The sequence below is a fragment of the Phenylobacterium montanum genome (assembly GCF_018135625.1).
In the GTDB taxonomy this organism is placed as follows: Bacteria; Pseudomonadota; Alphaproteobacteria; order Caulobacterales; family Caulobacteraceae; genus Poindextera; species Poindextera montana.
This window is the reverse complement of record NZ_CP073078.1, coordinates 1,314,317-1,336,268: the sequence shown is the minus strand read 5'-3', so window position 1 is coordinate 1,336,268 and position 21,952 is coordinate 1,314,317. Positions and strand designations below refer to the sequence as shown.

Sequence of the window (21,952 nt, the reverse complement as noted above, 5' to 3'; positions counted from 1 at the left end):
CCGCAGTTCAGAGCAGGTGCTAGTACTTGTAATGCACGCCGAACAGCAGATTGGTGCCGAACAGCTTGTAGTAGACGGTATTTTTCGGGTCGGGAGAGGTGGCCGAGTTCGTGGCGGAGTTCCACCTGCCGGTATAGCTGTTCATCGCCTCGTTGGTGATGTTCTCAGCTGCGAAGGTGAAGCTCAGGTTCTTGAGCGGGCCCGACGTAATATCATAACCGGCCTGGAAGTCCACGATGTTTTCGGCTGCGCCCAGGACTGGTTGCAGGCCGCCGTTGTAGTCCACAACTTCCTGGTCATATTTGCTGCGATAGCGGTCGTTGAGGCGCAGAGAAATACCGTTCTTTTCCCAGTACAGGCTGACGTTGGCGACATACTTCGAATACTGGGGAAGATTGCCGTCCGGCGTGCCGGATTGGCAAGGGGTCTGGTAAGTATTGATGTTGTTGAGAGCGCAGCCAGGAGCCGTCGGAATCTTGACCGTGCTTTCGATTACCCCCGCCGTGCCTGATATTCCGAAGCCGTCCAACACCTGGGACAGGTGCTTCAGCTGGAAATTGCCCGAGAAGATGACGCCATAGAGCGCGCCGCCATTGCCATTCACCCACTGGGTCACCGGACCGGTCATGATCGGCGCGGGTATTGTTACGCCGTTGTTTGTGTATGGGCCGGTGGCGGCATAGTAGGCGGAGAAATTAGCGGTCGAGCTGCTTTGATAGATGTAGGTTTCGAGGTTCTTGTAGAAGAAGTCGAGCGATATGCCTTCGCCCGGAGCAAAGTATCGCTCATAGGTAAGCTCGACGTCGTCTGAGATCCATGGCTTCAGGCTGGGGTTGGCGAGGCTGCCGCTCCACGGGCTGGTATTGCCGGAGGCGGCGAAGTTGAAGCTCACGCTTGAGCCGCCGCCCATCTGGTCGAACCGCGCACGAGCCATCGACCGGCCAGCCGAGAAGCGAATGTCCTGGCTGTCGTTCAAATGCAGAGTCAGGTTGAGGCTCGGCAGAACGTCCCAGTATTCCGTGGATGACGGTATGGCCACGTAGTTAAAGACAGTCCCGCCCGCCGGGTATTCGAATGACGTCGTGACGCTTTGCGAGGTATTGACGGCCTGGATTCCGAAATTGCCGGTCAGGTCATGGCCGCCGACCTCGGTGCGGATCTGGGCTTTGAAATAGGGCGTGATCACCCGCTCGCTGATGGACCAATCGGATAGCGACGCCCCGTTGCCCCCGCCGGGCGCGCGATAGTCAGCGACCGAGCCGTATTGGCCGCTATTGAAGGCCTGCCGCGGATTGATGCTGTACATATCCGGCAGCCCGAAGACGCTCATATTGGTCGGGGACGAAAGCCAGCTCGCCGGAATAGGCTGGGATTCGTTCCCGCTGAGCAGAAACAGCTCGTCTTCTTCGACGCGGTAGTCTTTCTTGCGGACGCTATAGGAAACTCCGGCTTCGATGTTGCTGATCGATCCGGGGATATCCTTGCTCAAGGACCACTTGGTCTGTTGGATGCTGTCGAAGGTGCGTTGGATCAGGTTTTGTCCTGCGCCGCCCATCTGGTCAGCGTCGGGCCCACCATTGCAGGTGCTGCCCCATTGAGGTGGATTGTTCGGAGACACGACCCCGCCGGGGCAGGCGCCCGGGAAGCCAGCCGGAATATAGTTTGACCAGCCTTGGTTTTCCCCCAAGGCCACGTTCACGAGGTTCTCGCTCCAGTTGGAGATGCCGATGTTCCCGCCGGGGCCCTTGCCTTCGGTCAAGGTCGCAGTGGTGGTGTTCTGCTGACCGTTGAGACCAAAGCCGTTGTACAGCTGCAGCTGGTCAAAGTGGTTGTCGGCGTCGGAGTAACCGTAGTCGGCATGCATCTTCCAGCCGTTGCCGAACTTGTAGTTCATCGTGAAATCGGCTGACCGCAAGCGCGAGGTCTGCCGGTAGTCGTAGCTCTCCAGCTGCGGCGCCAGCGCCGACCAGGTACTCGTGCCGTTTGCTACGTTGGTCGGAGTTCCGCTGAGCGGAAACTCTACCCCCCGAATGATGGCGTCGTCATCGTAAGAGGAGTCGAAGGCGTCGACGACGAATTCGAGATTGTCTGTCGGCTTGTACTGTATCGTCACAACGCCGCTGTCGCGGGTGAGTGTATCGCTGCGAAGCTGATCCTGCAGCCCGCCCTCGAGTTGATCGTTCGCCGCATAGTAGCCCCAAGGGTGCTGTGCGATGATCTGGTTGGGCGTCTCGATGTGCGAATAGCCGAACATCACGCCGATTTTGTCGTTGTCGAGCTGGGTGATGTAGGTGAGATTGGCGCGATAGCCGGTGTCGGTGGCGCCGGGCTGCAGCTTGCCTTCGAGGGCGTATTCGCCCTGCGCGCCCAGGAACAGGTTGGTCTTGCCATAGTCGAGCGGACGAACCGTCCGCATGTCGATGGTGCCGATCGCGGCCCCGGTCAGCGAGGCGTCGCCGGTCTTGTACACCACCACCGAATTCATGATCTCGGCCGGATACTGGTCGAGCTGGGTGGTGCGGTTGTTGTCGGTGGTCGCCTGCATGAAGCCGTTCAGCAGGGTGGTGTTCATCGCCGACGGCAGGCCGTCGATGGAGATGTCCTGAGTGCGGCCGCTGTTGTCGCGCTGCGCCGCCAGGCCCGGGAGGCGGGCGATGGAGTCGGCGATGGAGTCGTCCGGCAGCTTGCCGATGTCTTCTGCGGAGATCGCTTCGACGATGTCCTCGTTGGCGCGCTTCACTTTCAGGGCGCTGATCTGGCTGTGGCGGATGCCGGTGACCACGATCTCGTCGAGCGAGCTCGAAGACGACGCCGGAGCCTGGGCTTGGGCCGCCGCGCCGGTGGCGGCGAACAGCAGCGCCCAACCCAAGACTTGGGTGCTCGCGCTACGAGTAAGGCGCGCGGAAGCACTCGCTCGCCGGCGATTATTGTTAGATCTCATTTGAAGCAGATCCCCCTTTCAGAACGCACCACTCGGTCGCGCTGAACTTATTGTCGTGTTCTTAGGCAGAGTGCCTATCGTGCAGGATCAATTTCGTATCCTGAGCCCACCGAAACGCAATCCCGCCACATACGTATTCAATGACCCGCCTGAACACTGGTGTTGCGCATATGACACGTTCGTAATGTGCGCTGAGCATGACGCAAAACGGGCCTGGAGGAGCCGTGACACGGCGTCCTATAGGTGCGGGCAAGGGAGGCGGATAAAATCGCCCGATGCAGGAAAAGCCCACCTCGTTCGACATCGCCCAGTTGGCAGGGGTGTCCCAGCCGACCGTGTCGCGGGCCCTGCGGGGAAGCCCGACGGTCAGCGAGGCTACGCGGCGCAAGATCGAAGAGATCGCCCGGCAGCTGAACTACAAGGTCGACAAGAACGCCTCGAATCTGCGTTCGCAGCACACCAACACCCTGGCCCTTCTGCTGTTCGAGGATCCGACTCCGGACGATTCGCTGATCAACCCGTTTTTCCTGTCTATGCTCGGCTCGATCACCCGCAATTGCGCGATCAGGGGCTATGACCTGCTGGTCTCCTTCCAGCAGCTGTCCGGCAACTGGCACACCGACTACCAGGACAGCGGCAAGGCCGACGGCGTCATCCTCCTGGGCTACGGCGACTACGACGAATACCGCTGGCGACTGGACAAGCTGGTGGCCGAGGGGGCGAACTTCGTGCGCTGGGGTTCGGTGCAGGAGGGCCAGCCGGGAATCACCATCGGCTGCGACAACCTGCAGGGCGGCTACGAGATCACCCGTCACCTGATCGGCCTGGGGCGGCGGCGGATCGCCTTCCTGGGCGCCGCGTCATCAGGCTATCCGGAATTCCAGGACCGCTACCGGGGCTATGTGAAGGCGCTCAGCGAGGCGGAGCTGCCGGTTCTGGCTGCGAATCAGGTCGACGCCATCTCCACCGAGGAATCGGGGCACGAAGCGGCGCTGACCCTGATCGGGCGGGGCCTCGATTTCGACGCCGTGGTCTGCGCCAGCGACCTGATCGCCATCGGCGCCATCCGGGCGTTGCAGGAGCACGGGCTTGCGGTGCCGGACACCGTCGCGGTCACCGGCTTCGACGACATCCTGGCGGCCAATTTCGCCAATCCGCCCCTGACCACCATCGCCCAGGATTCGCGCGAGGCCGGGGCGGCCCTGGTCGACGCCCTGATCGGCCAGATCGGCAAGCAGACGGTGGAGAGCCGGATGCTGCCGACGCGTCTGGTCGTGCGACGATCATGCGGCGGCGCCCCAACTTGAGCGCTGGCGCCGCCGCGCCGATCGTCGCAGGTATGCGGGCGGCGCGGGATTGGTTCCCATTATCCAATTGATTTATATGAAAATACTATGTGTGCGCCGGCCGGTGGCTACGTAGTCTTACGGATGCGCGCGCGCCACGGGCTTAAGGTGAGATAAAGCTCGGCGTGGCACCTATAGCGTCGTTACGCGATTCACCATGGTCCGCTCACGCCCGTTCGTATGACCCTGAACGTCGATCTCGCCAGTTCGAAGGCCCCCGTCGCCGCGCCGGGCTCGGCCGGGCGCACGGGCCTGCTGGCCCGCGCGCGGCGCGTTGCGGGCGGGCGTCTGACGCCTGCGGTCTGGGCGCGGTTGCTGCTGCCGCTGGTGGTGGCCGTGGCGGTGGTCCCCTTCGCCGGGGCGGCGTTGCCGGGCGCCTGGTTCGTGGCGATGGCGGTGCTGACCCTGGCTGCGCGGCCAGCGGACGAGACCGGCGGGCAGGGCCGGGGCCTGCCGTCCTGGCCGCTCAGCACAGGCTATTCGCTGTGCGCCCTCTATCTGGTGATGGCGCATACCGGCGCCGCCCAGACCCTGGGCGTGACCCTGTTCGGGGTGATCCTGTTCGACGTGCTGGTGCGCGAATACCAGAACCCCCGCCGGCTGGTCATCGACCTGATCCCGCCCGCCGCTTCCATCGTGCTGGTCCAGGTCGCGGCCTCGTACCTGCGCCTGAGCCATCATCGTCCGCAGGAAATCGTCACCGTCGTCGCCAGCCCGTTCGCAGTGTTCTTGGTGTTCCGCTCGCTGCACGACCATCTCGTGCGCAGCCGTCGCCGACTGGCCGAAGCCACCGACCGGGCCGAGGCCAATGCGCGCCGGCTGGAAGAGGCGCATCGAATCGCCACGATGGCCGAGGCCTTGGCCGGGGTGGGGCATTGGCGGCTGGATGTGGCCAGCCGGCAGTTCCTCTGGTCCGAAGGGGTCTATCGCATCGTCGGCCTCGATCAGCGCCAGGCTGCGCCAGGTCCCGATTCCCTGCCGCGCTATTGGGCCGAGGAGGATCGCGCGCTCATCAACGACTGCCTGACCAGGGCCATGCGTGACGGAACGCCCTTTGCGCTCGAAGCTCGGCTGCTGCGCGAAGACGGGGAGGTCCGGCACGTCGTCTCCAACGGCGCCGCCGAGCGTGACGCGGAGGGGCGGATCGTCACGGTCTATGGCGCGATCCTCGACGTGACCGATGCGAAGCGGCGCGAGATTGCGCTCGGCGAGAGCGAGGAGCGCTTCCGCCTGCTGGCCGACAAGTCCAATGACATGATCATGCAGACCACGGTGTCGCCCGATGGACATCGCCGCCTGACCTATGTCAGCCCCGCCGTGACCAAGGTCCTGGGCTACGGCCAGGACGAGGACCCCGGCGGATCGACCCTGGCCTATGTGCACCCGGACGATATCGAGCGGGTCATCCGGTCCAACCTCGAGCAGATCGCGGAGGGGCCGTCGGCCGAGCCGCGGCTGAACGCCTATCGCGCCCGGCACAAGGACGGCCACTGGGTGTGGCTGGAGGGCAAGCCCACCTTCACCTTCGATCCCAGCACCGGCCAGGTGCGCGGCATGGTCACGGTGATGCGCGACGTCACCGCGCAGAAGGAGGCGGCCGAGGCCCTGGCGCGCAGCGAAGCGCGCTATCGCCTCCTGGCGGAAAACGCCACCGACGTGATCATCCAGGTCGGCGCCGACGGGGTCGTGCTGTTCGTCACACCGAGTTGCGCCGCGTTGGTCGGCTACGAGCCGGACGAGATGATCGGACGGCCGATGGCCGACTTCGTCGCGCCTGACGACCTGGATGGCCTGGTGGGCTTCATCGAGCGACTGGTCGCCACCGGCCCCGACGCTCCGCCGACGGTCGTAGAGTACCGCGCCCGACATCGCGACGGGCGGCTGATCTGGATCGAGGGACGCCCGCGGATCAACTACTCGGAGACCGGCGAGTATCTCTCGGTGCAGGACGTGATCCGCGATATCACCGAACGCAAGGCCGCCGAGGCGCGCCTGGCCGAAGCGCACCAGGCGGCCGAGGCTGCGGCTCTGGCCAAGTCGGACTTCCTGGCCAATATGAGCCACGAGATCAGGACGCCTCTGACCGCCATCCTGGGCTTCTCCGACATGCTGAACCGGACGCCGGCCCTGGATGACGAGGCCCGGCTCTACGCCCGCCGCATCGCCAACGGCGGCCGCACGCTGCTGGCGGTGGTCAACGACATCCTCGACTTTTCCAAGCTGGAAGCGGGGCAGGTCGAACTGGACCCGCAGCCCTTCGATCCCACAGAGGCGCTGAACGAAGCGGTCGAGCTTGTGGCCGCCCAGGCCGAGGCCAAGGGGCTGGAGCTCGTCCTCGACCTCTCCCCGGACCTGCCGGCCCTGGTCCGCGCCGACAGTTCCCGCCTGCGCCAGATCGTGCTGAACCTCCTGAGCAATGCCCTGAAGTTCACCGGGGCCGGCCGGGTGACGCTCGTCGCCTCCTACCTGGCCAACCAGCGGCGCCTGCGGGTCACGGTCGAAGACACCGGTTCCGGCATTCCGGCCGACAAGCTCGACCGCCTGTTCGAGCGCTTCTCGCAGGTCGACGGTTCTATCAATCGCCGGCATGGGGGTACGGGCCTCGGCCTTGCGATCTGCAAGAGCCTGGTGGAACTGATGGGCGGCCAGATCTCGGTCCATTCGACCGTCGGCCGCGGGGCGAGCTTCACCTTCGACATCCTGGCGCCCGTGGCGTCGGCCCGGCCGCGCCCGCTTGTGACCGCGCCGGCTCCGGAAGAGCTCGCCCCGGGCGCCGCGCACATCCTGATCGTTGATGACCTCGTCGAGAACCGCGAACTGGTGCGCCTTTTGCTGGAGGCGATCGGCCACGCGGTGACCGAGGCCGCCAGCGGCTCCGAGGCGGTCTCGGCCAGCATCGCCGAACCCTTCGACCTGATCCTGATGGACGTACAGATGCCGGGCATGGACGGCATGACCGCCGCCCGGCTGATCCGTGATGGCGGCGGGGCCAACGCGGCGACGCCGATCCTGGCGCTCAGCGCCAATGTGATGGCCGATCAGGTCGCCCAGTGCCTGGCGGCGGGCATGGATGACCACATCGCCAAGCCTCTGCAGGTGGCCGAACTGATCGACAAGGTCGCCCGCTGGAGCCGCCCCGCCGTGGCTCGCAAGCCCGCCGAACGCGCCGCGCTCTGAACTTCGTTCGCCCTGCTCAGCTTGCAATCCCGGTTTCGGCTGGTAAGTTCTAAAATAGAACTCGAAAGGGCGAGGAGCGTTGGAATGGTCAAAGTCGAGTTCCTGTTCGATTTCGGCAGCCCCAACGCCTATCTCGCGCACAAGGTTATCCCGGCGATGAGCGAACGCACCGGGGTCCCCTTCGACTACGTGCCGGTGCTGCTAGGCGGGGTGTTCAAGCTAACCGGCAACCAGTCGCCGGCCTTGGCCTTCGCCGGGATCAAGAACAAGCTGGCCTACGACCAATTGGAAATGCGCCGCTTCATCGCCCGCCACGGGCTGGAGCGGTTCCGCATGAACCCGCATTTCCCGGTCAACACCCTGCAGATCATGCGCGGCGCCGTGGCCGCCCAGGTCGCGGGTGTGTTCAAGCCGTATGTGGAGGCGGTGTTCGCCGACATGTGGGAGCGCGGGCGCAAGATGGACGAGCCGGAGGTGATCCGCGCCGCCCTGGACGATGCCGGCTTGCCGACGGACGAACTTCTGCGCCTGTCCCAGACCGACGAGGTCAAGGCCAGGCTGGTGGCCAACACTCAGGCCGCGGTCGACGCTGGCGTGTTCGGCAGCCCCAGCTTCCTGGTGGGCAGGGAGCTGTTCTTCGGCAAGGACCGACTAGGCGAGGTCGAGGACGAGATCCTGACCCAGAAGGCCGGGTGAGGATTTTCAACCACAGGAATTTGCCATGCCGCAGGATGCAGCCAAACGGGTCTGCCTGGTGATCGGGGCCGGCGACGGGGTCGGCGGAGCGCTCGCCAAGGCCTTCGCCCAGGACGGATTCGAGGTCGTGGTCACCCGCCGCGCCCGCCACCTGGATCAGCTTCAGGCCCTGGCGGACGAGATCGCCGCGGCCGGCGGCAAAGCCCACGCCATGGGCGTCGACGCCCGCTCGGAGGAGGAGACTGTCGCCCTGTTCGAGCACATCGAGCGGGAGATCGGCCCTTTGGAGGTGGTGGTGTTCAACATCGGGGCCAATGTCCGCTTCGGTATCCGGGAGACCACGGCGCGCGTCTTCACCAAGGTCTGGGAAATGGCCTGCTTCGCCGGCTTCCTGGCCGGGCGCGAGGCGGCCAAGGTCATGGTTCCGCGGGGTCGGGGGGCGATCTTCTTCACCGGCGCCACCGCCAGCCAGCGCGGCCGCGAGGGCTTCGCCGCCTTCGCCGCAGCCAAAAGCGGCCTTCGGGCCGTGGCGCAGAGCATGGCGCGCGAACTGGGGCCCAAGGGGATCCACGTCGCTCATGTGATCTGTGACGGATCGATCGACGGGGTGTTCTCGCGCGAGAACATCCCCGACCTGGACCAGCGCCTGGCGGAAAACCGGGTGCTTAAGCCCGCCGACATCGCCGAAAGCTATGTCGCCCTCTACCATCAGAAGCCGTCGGCCTGGACCCACGAGATGGACCTGAGGCCCTGGAGCGAGGCCTGGTAGGAACGCACCGATGCAGTGGAGCGAACTCGATGGCGAGGCCTGTTCCCTGGCCCGCACCCTGTCGGCGATCGGCGACCGCTGGACGCTCTTGATCCTGCGCGATTGCTTCCTGCGCGTGCGCCGGTTCGACGAGTTCCAGGCGCGTCTCAGGATCGGCCGTCCGATCCTGGCCGACCGGCTGAAGAAGCTGGTCGGCGGCGGCATCCTGGCCAAGGTCGCCTATCAGGAGGGGCCGACCCGCTATGAATATCGCCTGACCCCCAAGGGGCTGGACCTCTATCCGGTGATCATGTCGCTGGTCCATTTCGGCGATATGCACCTGGCCAGCGATGCGGGGCGGCCGCTGCTGCACCGGCATCTGAAGTGCGGCTGCCTGTTCGATCCGGTGATGACCTGCTCGGCCTGCGGCGAGAAAGTTTCGCCGCGCGACGTGCGGCCGATCCCGGGGCCGGGCGCGCGCGACCCCAGCCACATGCCGCCGGCCTAGTTCAGCCCGCCGCCCAGGCTGGTATAGAGGGCGACCAGGTTTGTGGAGCGGGCCAGTTCGGTCGCCACCAGGGTCTGTTCGGCGCCGTAGTAGGTGCGCTGGGCCACCAGCACATTGAGATAGGTGTCGCTACCGCGTTCGTAGCGAGCGGTCGAAAGGCGCAGGCTGTCGGCCGCCGCGGCGGTCAGGGCGCGCTGGGCGGTGACCTGCTCGTCGATCGTGCCGCGCTGAGCCAGCGCGTCCGCCACCTCGCGAAAGGCAGTCTGAATCGCCTTTTCGTAGGTCGCCAACCGTAGCTGGCGCTGGGCCTTGGCGTAGTCGAGATCGCCCCGGTTGGCGCCGGCGTCGAACAGGGTCTGGCTGACGGCGGGCGCGAAGCTCCAGGTTCCGGACGCGCTCTTGAACAGGCTGGAGAGGGCCAGGCTGGTCAGGCCGCCGGAGCCGGTCAGGCTGATGTCTGGGAAGAAGGCGGCGCGGGCGGCGCCGATATTGGCGTTGGCCGCCTTGAGTTGGTCCTCGGCCTGGATCACGTCCGGGCGCCCCAACAGCACGCTGGAGCTGACCGCGGCCGGCAACTGCTCCAGCACGGCCACCGGGGCGCCAAGGCCGGCGGGCAGAAGCTCGTCGCCCACCGGCGCGCCCACCACCAACTCCAGGGCGTTGCGGTCCTGGGCGACCTGGGTGGTCAGGCGGGCGACATCGAAGCGGGCCTGCTGGGCGATGGTGTCGGCCTGGCTGACATCGAGTTGGCTGCCGACACCGTGCTCGAAGCGGCTGCGGATCACCTTCAGGCTTTCCGAACTGGAGGACAGCGTGTCCTGAGCGATCTTGAGCAGGTCGCGGTCGGCGGCGAGGGTCAGGTAGTCGCCGGCGACTTCGGAGACCAGGGTGATCTGGGCGGCGTCGCGGGCAGCCGCGGTGGCCAGGTACTGCTCCTGGGCCGCTCGGCTCTGGTCGCGCAGCTTGCCGAACAGGTCGAGTTGGTAGGCGCTGACCCCGGCGGTGAGGCTATAGAGCCGGGTGTCGACGGCGCCCGAGCCTTGTGCGCCCGCCACGGCGGCCGGCTCCCGGGACTGGGTCGCGGCGGCGTTGGCGGTCACCGTCGGGAGCTGGGCGGCGCGCTGGACGTGGAACTGGGCGCGGGCGGCGGCGACATTGGCGACGGCGATGCGCAGGTCGCGGTTATTCGCCAGGGCCTGCTCGATGACCTGCTTAAGCTTCGGATCGGCGAAGAAGGCGCGCCAGCCGGCCAGGGCGCGTTCTGAGGTCGCCGGGGCGTAGGCCGGTCCGGCCGGGAAACTCGCGGGGACCGGCGCAGGCGGCCGGCGATCGGCCGGGGCGAGGTCGACGCAGGCGGCAGTCGGCAGGGCGAAGGCGAGGGCCAGGGCGGGAAGCGAGCGGGCCATGGTTCAGGCCCTCTGCTTGCGGAACGCGCGGCGGACGAAGACGAAGAACAGCGGCACCAGGAAGATGGCCAGGATGGTGGCGGACAGCATGCCGCCGATCACCCCGGTGCCGATGTCGTTCTGGCTGCCGGCCCCGGCGCCGGTAGAGATGGCCAGGGGTAACACGCCGGCGATGAACGCCAGCGAGGTCATCAGGATCGGGCGCAGGCGCAGGCGCGCGGCTTCCATCGCCGCCTCGACGGGGCTTGCGCCACGTCGCTCGGCCTCGTCGGCGAACTGTACGATCAGGATCGCGTTCTTGGCCGAGAGCCCGATGGTGGTCAGCATGCCGACCTGGAAATAGATGTCGTTGTTGAAGCCGCGCAAGGTGGCGGCCAATAGGGCGCCCACCACGCCCAGCGGGATCACCAGCATCACCGCCAGTGGGATCGACCAGCTCTCGTAGAGGGCGGCCAGGCACAGGAACACCACCAGGATCGAGAGCGAATAGAGCGCCGGGGCCTGGGACCCGGACTGCTGCTCCTGCAGCGACAGGCCCGTCCAGTCGAAGCCTATCCCCTGGGGCAGCTTGCCGACCAGTTTGGCGATCTCGGTCATGGCCACCCCGGTGCTCTGGCCGGGGGCCGGGCCGCCCTGGATCTCCATCGAGGCGATGCCGTTGTAGCGCTCCAGCTGGGCCGGGCCGGTGGTCCAGCGCCAGTTGGCGAAGGCGGAGAAGGGCGCCATGGCCCCAGACGCGCCGCGCACGAACCATAGGCCGAGGTCCTCGGGCGAGCGGCGGAACGGCGCGTCGGCCTGGACATAGACCTGCTTCACCCGCCCGCGGTCGATGAAGTTGTTGATGAACGACCCGCCCCAGGCCGAGCTCAGGGTGTCGTTGATGTCCGCCTGGGCCAGGCCCAGGGCGCCGGCGCGGGCCTGGTCGATATCGACGTGCAGTTGCGGGGTGTCGTCCAGGCCGTTGGGACGCACGCCGCTGAGGATCGGGTCCTTCGAAGCCATGCTGATCAGCTGGTCGCGCGCCTCGGTCAGGGCCTTGTGCCCCAGGCCGGCGCGGTCCTGCAGCTCCAGGTCGAAGCCCGAGGAATTGCCCAGTTGCTGCACGGCCGGCGGCACCAGCACGAACACCATGCCGTCGCGGATCTTGGAGAAAGCCTGCATGGCGCGCTGGGCGATGGCCGGGGCGCGGTTCCTGGCGCCAGGGCGGTCCGCCCAGTTCCTCAGGTGGACAAAAGCCAGGCCCTGGTTCTGGCCGGAGCCGGCGAAGCTGAATCCGGTGACGACGAACACCGTGTCGATGTTGGCCTTCTCCTGGTTCAGATAGTAGCTCTCGACCTGCTTGGCGACCGCCACCGTGCGGTCCTCCACTGCGCCTGTCGGCAGATTGTAGATGGTGAAGAGGGTCCCCTGGTCCTCGGCCGGCAAAAAGCCCGCGGGCAGGACGAAGAACAGCCCGATCATGGCCGCGATCACCACGCCATAGGCCGCCAGCGCCGGCAGTGGCCGCCCGATCACGCCCCGCACAGTGGCGTTGTAGCGGGCGACGGTGGCCTCGAAGGTGCGGTTGAACCAGCCGAAGAAGCCGCGTTGGCCGGCCGGATGATCCTTGTCGATCGGCTTCAGCAAGGAGGCGCAGAGGGCGGGGGTCAGGACCAGGGCCACCAGCACCGACAGAGTCATGGCCGAAACTATGGTCACCGAGAACTGGCGGTAGATCACCCCGGTCGAGCCGGGGAAGAAGGCCATGGGCAGGAACACCGCTGAAAGCACCAGGGCGATGCCCACCAGGGCGCCGGTGATCTCGTTCATCGACTTGATGGTGGCGTCCTTGGGCGAGAGGCCTTCCTCGCTCATGATCCGCTCGACGTTTTCGACCACCACGATGGCGTCGTCGACCAGGAGGCCGATGGCCAAGACCATGGCGAACATGGTCAGGGTGTTGATCGAATAGCCGAAGGCGGCCAGCACCCCGAACGTGCCCAACAGCACCACCGGCACCGCCAGGGCCGGGATCAGGGTCACGCGCCAGTTCTGCAGGAACAGGAACATCACCGCCACCACCAGCGCGATGGCCTCGAACAGCGTGACGATCACATGTTCGATGGAGAGCTTGATGAAGGTGGTGGTGTCGACCGGGAAGGCCAGCTTGATCCCGGGCGGGAAGCCGGCGGAAAGCTCGGTGGCCCGCTTCTTGACCGCCTCGGCGGTGGTCAGGGCGTTGGCCCCGGGGGTCAGAAAGATGCCGATGCCGCTGGCCGGGCGCCCGTTCAGGCGGCTGACCACGCCATAACCGTCGGCGCCGATCTCGACCCGGGCCACATCGCCCAGGCGCACCACCGAGCCGTCGGGCTGGGTCTTCAGCACGATGTCGCGGAACTGTTCGGCGGTCTGCAGGCGCGACTGGGCGGTGATGATGGCGTTCAGCGCCTGGCCCGGCACGGCCGGCTGGGCGCCGACCTGGCCGGCCGGCACCTCGACGTTCTGGGCCAGCACCGCGTTCTTAACATCCGACGGCATCAGCTTGAAATTGTTCAGCTTGTATGGGTCGAGCCAGATCCGCATGGCGTACTGGCCGCCGAACACGTTGACATTGCCGACGCCGTTGACCCGCGAGATCGGGTCGCGCAGCCGGCTGTTCAGGTAGTCGGAGATGTCGACGTCGCTGTATTTGCCGGTGGTGTCGTAGAGCGCCAGCACCATCAAGAAGCTGGCGCCTGACTTGCCGACGAACAGGCCCTGCTGCTGCACCGGGGCGGGCAGGAGAGGGGTGGCCTGGGCCAGCTTGTTCTGCACCTGCACCTGGGCGATGTCGGCGTTGGTCCCGGGTTCGAAGGTGGCGGTGATGTTGATCGAGCCGTCCGAGCCGCTGGTGGACGAGAAGTAGAGCAGGTGGTCGACGCCCTTGAGCTGCTGCTCGATCACCTGGGTCACCGAGGCTTCGGCGGTGGCGGCGTCGGCGCCGGGATAGGTGGCGCCGATGAACACCCGCGGCGGGGCGATGTTCGGATACTGCGCGATCGGCAGGGTCAAGAGCGCCAGGGCGCCGGCCAGCATGACGGCGACCGCGATCACGGTCGCGAAGATCGGCCGCTCGATGAAGAAGCGCGACATGGGGCGGCTACCGCGTCAGGGCCAGATTGGCCTGGGCCACGTGCACGGGCTCGCCGGGCTTGACCTTCTGCAGCCCCTCGACGATCAGCCGGTCGCCGGCCTTCAGCCCGCCCAGGATCAGCCACTGGTTGCCCACCGCGCCGTCGGTCTGCACCGAGCGCTGCTGCGCCCGGCCCTGGGCGTCGACCACCATGGCGATGGGAAGGCCCTTCTCGTCGCGCGAGATGCCCTGCTGGGGCGCCAGCAGCGCCTGGGGCGCGGTTCCCTGGGCCACCTCGGCGCGGACGTACATGCCGGGCAGGAGCAGGCCGCCGGGATTGGGGAACAGGGCGCGCAGGGTGACTGCGCCGGTGGCCTGGTCGACGGTGACGTCGGTGAATTGCAGCCGACCTTCCAGGGGATAGTCCGAGCCGTCCTCCAGCTTCAGCCGCACGGCCACGCTGGCCGCGCTCTTGGCGTCTCGCTGGCCGGCGGCGACGGCGCGGCGCAGCTTCAGCACCTCGGCGGCGGACTGGGTGACGTCGACATAGATCGGGTCCAGCCGCTGGATCGTAGCCAGGGCGGTGGCCTGGCCAGGGGTGACCAGAGCGCCCTCGGTGATCGCCGAGGGGCCGATGCGCCCCGTTATCGGCGCGCGGATGGTCGACCAGGCGAGATTGATCTTCGCCGTCTCGGCGGCGGCCCGCTGCTGCTCGACGGCCGCGGCGGCTTGGCGGAAGGCGGCCTCGGCGTCGTCATAGTCCTGCTTGCCGACGCCGTTGATCTTGACCAGGTCGGCGTAGCGCTCGGCCTTGAGCCTGGTCGTGGTCAGATTGGCCTCGGCGCTGGCCAGCTGGGCCTTGGCCTGGTCGTAGGCGGCCCGGAACGGGGCCGGGTCGATGCGGTAGAGCACCTGGCCGGCCTTGACCTCGGCCCCTTCGGTGAACGGCCTATCGATCACGATGCCGCCGACCTGCGGGCGCACGTCCGAGATTTCATAGGGCGCAGTCCGGCCGGGCAGTTCGCTCGTCAGGGTCACCGCCTCGGTCTTCAGCGTGACCACGCCCACCGTCGGCGGGCCCTGATCCTGGCCTTGGCCTTTGGTAGCGTGAGCGCTGCATCCGGCGAGCGCCGTCGCAAGGCATAAGGTCGCCAGGGCTGGAGAGAGTAAACGCAAACTGAGACTCCGCCGCGTGAGCAATGACCCGCCCGGCTTGAACGCCATGCCCGCCGCTATCGTCAAGCGCGCGGGCCTAGTCTGACAAAAGCTTAATCTGCCGGCCGGCTTCAGGCCGGCTCGGTCAGCGGATCGAAGGGGCCACAGGCGACGAACCAGGGATTGGCGAAAGCGCTGTCTTCGACCTGGTCCTGCTTGCCGTAAGTGAGGGGACGGCCGTCCAGGGTCACCACCCGCCCGCCGGCCGCGCGCAGCACGGCGTCGCCAGCCGCCGTGTCCCACTCCATGGTGCGGCTGAGGCGGGGATAGAGGTCGGCCTCGCCCGCCGCCACGCGGCAAAACTTCAGGGACGAGCCGGCCGAGACCATCTCGGCGACCGGAAAGCGGTCGATGAAGTCCTTGGTCTCCTGGCTGAGGTGCGAGCGGCTGGCGACCACATCGAGACCTTCGGCGGGACGCTGGCGCACCGTCACGGGGCGCCATTCGCCGATCCGGCCATCTTCATACCGAGCACGCCGGGCGCCCTTGCCGGCTTCGCCGACGAAGACGTCCCCGTGGGCGGGGGTATAGACCACGCCCAGTACGGGGGCGCCGTCTTCGATCAGGGCGATATTGACGGTGAAGTCGCCGTTGCGGTTCAGGAACTCCTTGGTGCCGTCCAGGGGATCGACCAGGAAGAAGCGCTGGCCGCAGATCGGGATGTGGCCGGCGGCGACAGCCTCCTCGGCCACCACCGGCACGCCGGGCGCGGCCTTGGCCAAGGCCTCCAGGATGATCGCCTCGGCCCTGGCGTCGGCCTCAGTCACCGGCGAGCCGTCGCCCTTGACCCGGGCCCCGAAGTCCGCCTGGCGATAGATTTCGAGGATCGCCTCGCCCGCGGCGATCGCGGCGGCGATGATCTCGTCCAACATGGGGCCTCCAAGCCAACCTGCGGCGATGTCGCCGACAGCGGAGCAATGAAGCGGCGCCGGCGGGAACTCAAGGCCCAATAGATAGGGACGACTTCACCACCTCGCCGCCCTTGATCACGCCGGAGACGTGCTCCAGCACGGTGATGTCCTTCAGGGCGTCGCCTTCCACCGCGACCATGTCGGCATAGTGGCCAGGCGACAGCGCGCCCACGTCCTTGGACCAGCCTAGCAGGGCCGCGGAATTGACCGTGGCGGCCTGGATCGCCTGCATCGGCGTCATGCCCCACTGGACCATGTATTTGAACTGGCGCGCGTTCAGCCCGTGCGGATAGACCCCGGCGTCGGTGCCGAAGGTCATCTTGACCCCGGCCTTGACCGCCTTCTGGAAGCCCTGGCGCTGGGCGAGGGTGGTCTCGCGGTTCTTGCGCAGATATTCGGCCGGCCAGCCGTCGCGGGTCCCGACTTCGTCGATGTAGTCGCCGTTATAGACGTCCATGTCGAGATAGACGCCCTTGGCCTTGGCGAGCGCAATGCCCTCGTCGTCGATCAGCGAGGCGTGCTCGATCGCCTTTACGCCGGCGCGCATGGCCGACTTGATGCCCTCGGCGCCGTGGGCGTGGGCGGTGACCCAGCCGCCGTGGGCCGCGGCGGTCTGGACCGCGGCGCGCATCTCGTCCTCCGACAGTTCCTGCTGGCCGACCTCGGTGCCTTCGGCCAGGACGGCGCCCGTGGCGATCAGCTTGATCGAGTCCGCCCCGTGTTGGAACAGGTAGTTGACCTTGAGCCGCACGTCGTTGGGGTCGGTGACCACCCCGACCCGCATGTCGTCGGGAAGCTTCACATCACGCGCTGACCCGGTGACCTCGCCGCCGCCGCCGGGGATGGTGATATAGGCGCCGACCGCGCTCATGCGCGGGCCGACCACGTCGCCGCGGTTGATGGCGTCGCGCAGTTCGGTGTCGGCGAAGGCGCGGAAGCAGCCCACGTCATGCACGCTGGTGAAGCCGGCCATCAAGGTCTGCCGGGCATGGCGGGCGCCGATATAGGCAATCTCGCCGACCGAGTGCATCAAGGCCTCGGAGGGGTTCCTGGTCTCGTCCGCATCGGCCAGGTGCACGTGCATGTCGATCAGGCCGGGCAGGACTTCGTAGCGTGTCCAGTCGACCACGGGGCCGTCCGCGGGCGCGCCGCTCCAGGGGGTGACGGCGGTGACCCGGCCGTTCTCGATGCGGATCAGCTGGTCGGTCAGGACGCGACCCTGCTCCGGATCCACCAGCCGGCCGGCGTGAACATAGGACACGCCCGCCAGGGCCGCCGTAGGCGCAAGCGCGGCCAGCACGGCGGCGACGATGAATCCTCTGGTCATGGCGTCCCTCTTCCAGCGCGTCTCATTCGCACTGTTTTACGACTGTGCAACAAGGATTCCGGCCGTGCAACCCGTGGCCGGCGGCGATAGCATCGGTTTCTCAAAACAACGAGGAAGCGCGCCATGGCCGCCCAGAGCGTCGACACCGGCACCACCCACCTGTTGGCCAGCCAGGACGAGGGGGTGCTGACCCTGACCCTCAACAGGCCTGAAGCGCGCAACGCCATGTCGGGCGAGATGAACGCGGCCCTGGCCGAGCAGATCGCTCGCGCCGAGCTGGACCCGGAGGTCAAGTGCCTGGTGCTGACCGGCGCGGGCGGCGGCTTCTGCGCTGGCGGCGACGTCAAGGGCATGGCTGCGCGCGGGGAGGGCGGCGCAGGCGGCGGCTCCATCGACGCCGCCATACATCGCCAGCGGGTCAACCAGCGGGCTACGGCCGGCAAGCTGTTCTCCATGCCCAAGCCGACCATCGCCGCTCTGCCGGGCGCAGCGGCCGGAGCGGGACTGTCGCTGGCCCTGTCCTGCGACCTTCGGATCATGGCCGAGACTGCGTTCCTGACCACGGCCTTTGCCCGGGTCGGCTTTTCCGGCGACTATGGCGGCACCTATTTCCTGACCCAGCTGGTCGGCTCGGCCAAGGCGCGTGAGCTCTACTTCCTGTCCGACCGGGTCTCGGCCCAGGAGGCGTTGCGGCTCGGCCTGGCGAACTGGGTGGTCGCGCCGGACGCCCTGGCGGAAGAGACGGCCCGGATCGCGCTGCGCCTGGCTTCTGGGCCGACGGTCGCCTACCGCTACATGAAGGAGAACCTGAACCGGGCCATGGCCGGCGATGTGGACGATTGCCTGGACCTGGAGGCCACCCATCACGTCCACTGCGCCCAGACCGAAGATCACCGCGAGGCCAGCAAGGCCTTCGTGGAGAAGCGCGAGCCGGTGTTCAGAGGGCGATAAATCGGCGGGCGGTATCTAACCCGCGCAATCGGGTGTAAGCTCCACAGTCAAAGGTCGCCGAACTCAAGAAGCGCCTATGATGAGAAAGCTCAGGATCGGACTCGCAGCGGCTCTGCTGGCCGCGGGGACCGCCTATGCCCAGTCCGCGGAGCACCACGGCGGCGCGATCCATTTCATTGTCACGGCGCTGCCGGACGGCTGCTCGAACCAGCCCTACCCCAAGACCAAGCTCATAGAAGGCGGGGCGCCGCCTTACTACGGATTGCTCGACGGCGTCGCGCCTCAGGGCCTGGACGTCAATAAATCGGGCGAACTCTTTGGCCCGCTTGACGATGCGGGGAAGTACCATTTCTCGGTCAGCATCCACGACAAGGCCAACCCCGGAAAGGACGTCAGCCAAGACTACCGGCTGACGGTGAAGGATTGCCCGAAGCCGTGAGGCTCTGTCGCGGCCGAACTCAGGCCCAGGCCGCCGGCTGAAACAGCTCGACGACGTTGCCGGAGGGGTCTTCCGCCAGGATCTGCGATCCGCCGGGGCCGCTGAGGATGTCGTTGCGAAAGCTGACGCCTTGGGCGCGCAGGCGCTCGACCTCGGCGGCCAGGTCCTGGACCACGAGCTGGAACCGGTTCCAACCGCCGGGCTCCGGCAGGCGCCCGTCCGGCATCGGCCGGCCCGCCGAGCTGGCCCTGCCGCTCAGCAGCAGCCGGACCGGCCCGCGCTCCACGGCGGCGAAGGCCGGGGCGGCGCTCATCACCTGGCTGAATCCCAGGTGGTCGACGTACCAATCGACGCAGGCCTGCACGTCGCTGACCATGTAGCGGACATTCACGGCGGTTTCGCTCATCGGGCTCCTCCTCATTCTTGTGATTGGGTTCAGGGCGCCAGGGTTCGCCGCAGCAGGCCTTGCAGCGCGGCGACGACCGCCTGGCGGTCAGAGCCGCCGGCCACGGCGTCGGCGGCCTCGTGAATGGCGGCGAACAGAAGGCGCGCTGTAGGGTCGGGATCGACCGGGCCGAAGCCGCCCGCCTCCTGGCCGGCGCGGATGACGGCCGAAAGCCGCTGGACGCCGTTGATGGCCAGGGGGCGGCGCTCGGCGAAATCGGAATGGAACACCGCCTCGCCGACGCCCCGGCGCGACAGGGTGAAGTCGATGAAGGCGGCGGCCTGGACGTCCATCAGCCCCGGCCAATCCACCGGCCCGTCGACCTCCGCAGGCAAGGGATAGGCGAGGTCGAACTCGGACACGAGCCGCTGGCGGACCGTCTCCAGCAGGTCGTCCCAGGTGGGGAAGTAGAGAAAGAAGGTGCCCTTGGCGACGCCTGCCTCGCGCACCACGTCCTCCACCCGCACCCGAGCGCCGTCCTGATTGAGCAGGCGCTCGGCGGCTTCGACGATCTCCCGCTTACGCGCCTCGGGGTGGAGGCGCCGGCGCGCCGGCTTGCCCATTGGCCAGATCCTAATGACTGTTGGTCATTAACTACTGACCCTTGGTCATTGTCAAGGGCGCGGCGTACCCACCGATGGTTCACCAACAGCAGCCGCTTGCCGCCAACCGCGTCACCCGCCATCCTTCGCGCCAGTCGCTGAACCGGAGGAAGCCCATGCGCCTGCACCCCACGGGGCGGTTCGACAATTCGGCCAGGTCCTACGTCCACATTGTCGCCGAGCCCTTGGCCGCCGCCATGGGGGCCGAGATCAGGGGCGTGCAGGTCAGCCGCCTTACCGACGAGGCCTTCGCCGAGATCGCCGACGCCCTCTACCGGCACAAGATGATCTTCTTCCGCGACCAGGACATGGGCCTCGCCGACCAGGAGCGCTTCACCCTGCGCTTCGGCCCGTTCGGCCGCGACGCCTATACGCAGGGGATCGAAGGCCATCCCGACGTGCAGCGCGTGGTCAAGGAGGCCGACGCCAGGACGCCCCTGATCTTTGGCAGCGGCTGGCATACCGACTCGCCGTTCCTGGCCCGGCCGCCGGCCATCAGCCTGCTCTACGGGTTCGAGATTCCGCCCTTCGGCGGCGACACCATCTGGTCCGACACTGAACTGGCTTTCCGCTGCCTCAGCCCGACCATGCAGGAGATCCTGCGTCCGCTGAAGGTGCGCATGTCGGCGGGCGAGGTCCTGAGGACCATGAACGAGATCGCCGCCGCCACCGGCCAACCCGGGCGACTGGGCTCGACCGCGATATCCGCGGACGCCGGGCCCATGGTCGAGGGGGCGGCCCATCCGCTGGTGCGCCGGCATCCGGTGACCGGCGCCGAGGCCCTCTATGTCGACGAGACCTATACCCGCGGCATCGAGGGCCTGACCGACCGCGAGGCGGCGCCCCTGATCGCCTTCCTGCAGAGCCACGTGACCCAGCCGGCCTTCACCTGTCGCCTGCGCTGGGCGCCGCGCACTTTCGCACTCTGGGACAACCGCCTGTGCATCCACCAGGCGTTCAACGACCACGACGGCTATCGTCGAGAGATGCACCGCACCATCGTCGAAGGCGAAGAGCCGTCGCGCTAATCCTCGGGCTCACCCGGCAAGGCCGAAGATCTGGCGCAGATCCTGCCGCCGGCCCAGCAGGTCGGCCAGGGTATATTTGTCGAGCACGCCCAGGAACGCCGCGGTCGCCTCGTTCAGCACCCGAGGCAGGGTGCAGGCGCCGGCCACCAGGCAATCGCTGCAGTCGACCAGTTGAAAGCCGTCCTCGGTCTGGCGCACCAGGGCGCCCAGGTTGATCTCTTCGGCGGGCCGGCCGAGCCGGATGCCGCCGCCACGGCCGCGCACGGTCCGCACGAAGCCAGCATGGCCCAGGTCCTGCACCACCTTCATCAGGTGGTTGCGCGAGATGCCGTAGAGTTCGGCGATCTCGGCGATCGACGACTGCGCCTCGCCCTTGGCCCCCAGATGCAGCAGCACGCGCACGGCGTAGTCGGTGAAGCGGGTCAGGCGCATTGTGGCTCGGAGCGGCGCCGCCGGAGCGGCGTAAGATGCATTCAGTATGCACCAATCGGGACGCCTGCGCCAGCGAGGCCTCCGGCGCTTTGATCGGTATCAAGCGCGTCTGCCTATCAAATCCATATTTCGTTTGCATCTTATAGCGCGTCTCATTAGAGGTATTTCATATGAATATTTAAGCGATCCAGGAGACCTCGCCATGACCGTCGCCGTTCTGCCCAAGGCGCCTGCAGTCCCGGAGCAACCCGTCGCCGCTTGGCGCGCGCCCGCTATTCCTGTCGCCGAGAGCTTGCAGCCGGCCAACGACGCCAGGGCACCGGTCATGTCCGAGGCTGCGGCGCCGGATCTGCCGGTGACGGTCGGGGTGCTGATCGCCGGCTCCTACGCTGCGCTCCTGGGGGCCTTCGCCCTGGCCTTCGCGACCACGGCAGGGGCCGCCTTCATGATCGCGATTTGCGCGGTCTATCTGGTCATGTATGTCGGGGCGCCGGCCGTGCTGTTACGCATGGAGCCCAAGGCCGGGCCGCGGCCCGATTTCGCCGATTTCCTTGAGCGGGGCCTGGTGACCTGGACGGGCCGGGTCTCCGCCGGCGCGGCCCTGGCCCAGATGCTGACCGTGCCCCTCGCCGTCGCCTTCGGCGTCGCCGGCATCGGGGTGATCATCCGGCAGGTCGCCTGAGGGGGAG

General features: G+C 67.2%; 18 protein-coding genes. 9 read left to right on the top strand and 9 right to left on the bottom strand.

Annotated elements, in window-relative coordinates; genetic code table 11:
* Positions 1 to 19 precede the first annotated feature (19 nt).
* Positions 20 to 2,869 carry a TonB-dependent receptor gene (locus KCG34_RS05875; protein WP_211939460.1) on the bottom strand — a complete coding sequence of 950 codons (2,850 nt, stop codon included), beginning with the start codon at positions 2,867 to 2,869 and terminating at the stop codon, positions 20 to 22.
* Between the two features lie 347 nt (positions 2,870 to 3,216).
* Here KCG34_RS05875 and KCG34_RS05870 point away from each other — a divergent pair, with 347 nt between their 5' ends.
* The 5 genes from KCG34_RS05870 to KCG34_RS05850 all read left to right on the top strand — a co-directional run bounded on the left by KCG34_RS05870 (position 3,217) and on the right by KCG34_RS05850 (position 9,416).
* Positions 3,217 to 4,248, top strand: a complete 1,032-nt coding sequence (locus KCG34_RS05870; protein ID WP_211939459.1) for a LacI family DNA-binding transcriptional regulator — start codon at positions 3,217 to 3,219, stop codon at positions 4,246 to 4,248.
* 219 nt (positions 4,249 to 4,467) lie between these two features.
* A complete protein-coding gene (locus KCG34_RS05865) occupies positions 4,468 to 7,464 on the top strand; it encodes a PAS domain S-box protein (protein ID WP_211939458.1) in 2,997 nt (998 codons plus the stop codon).
* 84 nt (positions 7,465 to 7,548) lie between these two features.
* The gene (locus KCG34_RS05860; protein WP_211939457.1) at positions 7,549 to 8,160 is read left to right on the top strand and encodes a 2-hydroxychromene-2-carboxylate isomerase; all 612 of its coding nucleotides are present in this window, start codon (positions 7,549 to 7,551) and stop codon (positions 8,158 to 8,160) included.
* 25 nt (positions 8,161 to 8,185) lie between these two features.
* Positions 8,186 to 8,929, top strand: coding sequence for an SDR family NAD(P)-dependent oxidoreductase (locus tag KCG34_RS05855; RefSeq protein WP_211939456.1), 744 nt, complete (start codon positions 8,186 to 8,188; stop codon positions 8,927 to 8,929).
* 10 nt (positions 8,930 to 8,939) lie between these two features.
* The gene (locus KCG34_RS05850; RefSeq protein WP_211939455.1) at positions 8,940 to 9,416 is read left to right on the top strand and encodes a winged helix-turn-helix transcriptional regulator; all 477 of its coding nucleotides are present in this window, start codon (positions 8,940 to 8,942) and stop codon (positions 9,414 to 9,416) included.
* On the opposite strand, the gene KCG34_RS05845 is transcribed toward KCG34_RS05850, so the two are convergent.
* From KCG34_RS05845 to KCG34_RS05825, 5 genes are all read right to left on the bottom strand, one after another.
* Complete coding sequence (locus tag KCG34_RS05845; RefSeq protein ID WP_211939454.1) at positions 9,413 to 10,822, bottom strand: efflux transporter outer membrane subunit; 1,410 nt, start codon at positions 10,820 to 10,822, stop codon at positions 9,413 to 9,415. The two genes, KCG34_RS05850 and KCG34_RS05845, sit on opposite strands and share 4 nt — an antisense overlap.
* Before the next feature lie 3 nt (positions 10,823 to 10,825).
* The gene (locus tag KCG34_RS05840; RefSeq protein WP_211939453.1) at positions 10,826 to 13,933 is read right to left on the bottom strand and encodes an efflux RND transporter permease subunit; all 3,108 of its coding nucleotides are present in this window, start codon (positions 13,931 to 13,933) and stop codon (positions 10,826 to 10,828) included.
* Positions 13,934 to 13,940: 7 nt separating this feature from the next.
* A complete protein-coding gene (locus KCG34_RS05835) occupies positions 13,941 to 14,981 on the bottom strand; it encodes an efflux RND transporter periplasmic adaptor subunit (protein WP_249138233.1) in 1,041 nt (346 codons plus the stop codon).
* A gap of 218 nt (positions 14,982 to 15,199) precedes the next feature.
* Positions 15,200 to 16,000, bottom strand: a complete 801-nt coding sequence (gene cysQ, locus KCG34_RS05830; protein ID WP_211939451.1) for a 3'(2'),5'-bisphosphate nucleotidase CysQ — start codon at positions 15,998 to 16,000, stop codon at positions 15,200 to 15,202.
* 67 nt (positions 16,001 to 16,067) lie between these two features.
* Positions 16,068 to 17,366 (bottom strand): Xaa-Pro dipeptidase, encoded by a 1,299-nt coding sequence (locus KCG34_RS05825; protein ID WP_211939450.1) that lies wholly within the window; start codon positions 17,364 to 17,366, stop codon positions 16,068 to 16,070.
* Between the two features lie 123 nt (positions 17,367 to 17,489).
* On the opposite strand from KCG34_RS05825, the gene KCG34_RS05820 reads away from it, so the two are divergent.
* Together KCG34_RS05820 and KCG34_RS05815 are read left to right on the top strand one after the other, a co-directional pair.
* Entirely contained in the window at positions 17,490 to 18,317 is an 828-nt protein-coding gene (locus KCG34_RS05820) for an enoyl-CoA hydratase-related protein (RefSeq protein ID WP_211939449.1), read from the top strand.
* A gap of 79 nt (positions 18,318 to 18,396) precedes the next feature.
* Positions 18,397 to 18,756, top strand: a complete 360-nt coding sequence (locus KCG34_RS05815) for a hypothetical protein (RefSeq protein WP_211939448.1) — start codon at positions 18,397 to 18,399, stop codon at positions 18,754 to 18,756.
* A gap of 19 nt (positions 18,757 to 18,775) precedes the next feature.
* On the opposite strand, the gene KCG34_RS05810 is transcribed toward KCG34_RS05815, so the two are convergent.
* Both KCG34_RS05810 and KCG34_RS05805 read right to left on the bottom strand, forming a co-directional pair.
* Positions 18,776 to 19,162, bottom strand: coding sequence for a VOC family protein (locus KCG34_RS05810; RefSeq protein ID WP_211939447.1), 387 nt, complete (start codon positions 19,160 to 19,162; stop codon positions 18,776 to 18,778).
* A gap of 29 nt (positions 19,163 to 19,191) precedes the next feature.
* Positions 19,192 to 19,764: a TetR/AcrR family transcriptional regulator gene (locus tag KCG34_RS05805; protein WP_211939446.1), complete on the bottom strand. Its 573-nt coding sequence runs from the start codon at positions 19,762 to 19,764 to the stop codon at positions 19,192 to 19,194.
* Between the two features lie 155 nt (positions 19,765 to 19,919).
* Between KCG34_RS05805 and KCG34_RS05800 the strand changes: the two genes are divergently transcribed.
* A complete protein-coding gene (locus KCG34_RS05800) occupies positions 19,920 to 20,831 on the top strand; it encodes a TauD/TfdA dioxygenase family protein (protein WP_211939445.1) in 912 nt (303 codons plus the stop codon).
* A 9-nt stretch (positions 20,832 to 20,840) separates the two neighbouring features.
* Here the strand turns inward: KCG34_RS05800 and KCG34_RS05795 are convergent, their stop codons facing one another.
* Complete coding sequence (locus KCG34_RS05795; RefSeq protein WP_211939444.1) at positions 20,841 to 21,263, bottom strand: Rrf2 family transcriptional regulator; 423 nt, start codon at positions 21,261 to 21,263, stop codon at positions 20,841 to 20,843.
* A gap of 202 nt (positions 21,264 to 21,465) precedes the next feature.
* On the opposite strand from KCG34_RS05795, the gene KCG34_RS05790 reads away from it, so the two are divergent.
* On the top strand, positions 21,466 to 21,945 hold the full coding sequence (locus KCG34_RS05790) for a hypothetical protein (protein WP_211939443.1): 480 nt from the start codon (positions 21,466 to 21,468) through the stop codon (positions 21,943 to 21,945).
* Positions 21,946 to 21,952: the final 7 nt, after the last annotated feature.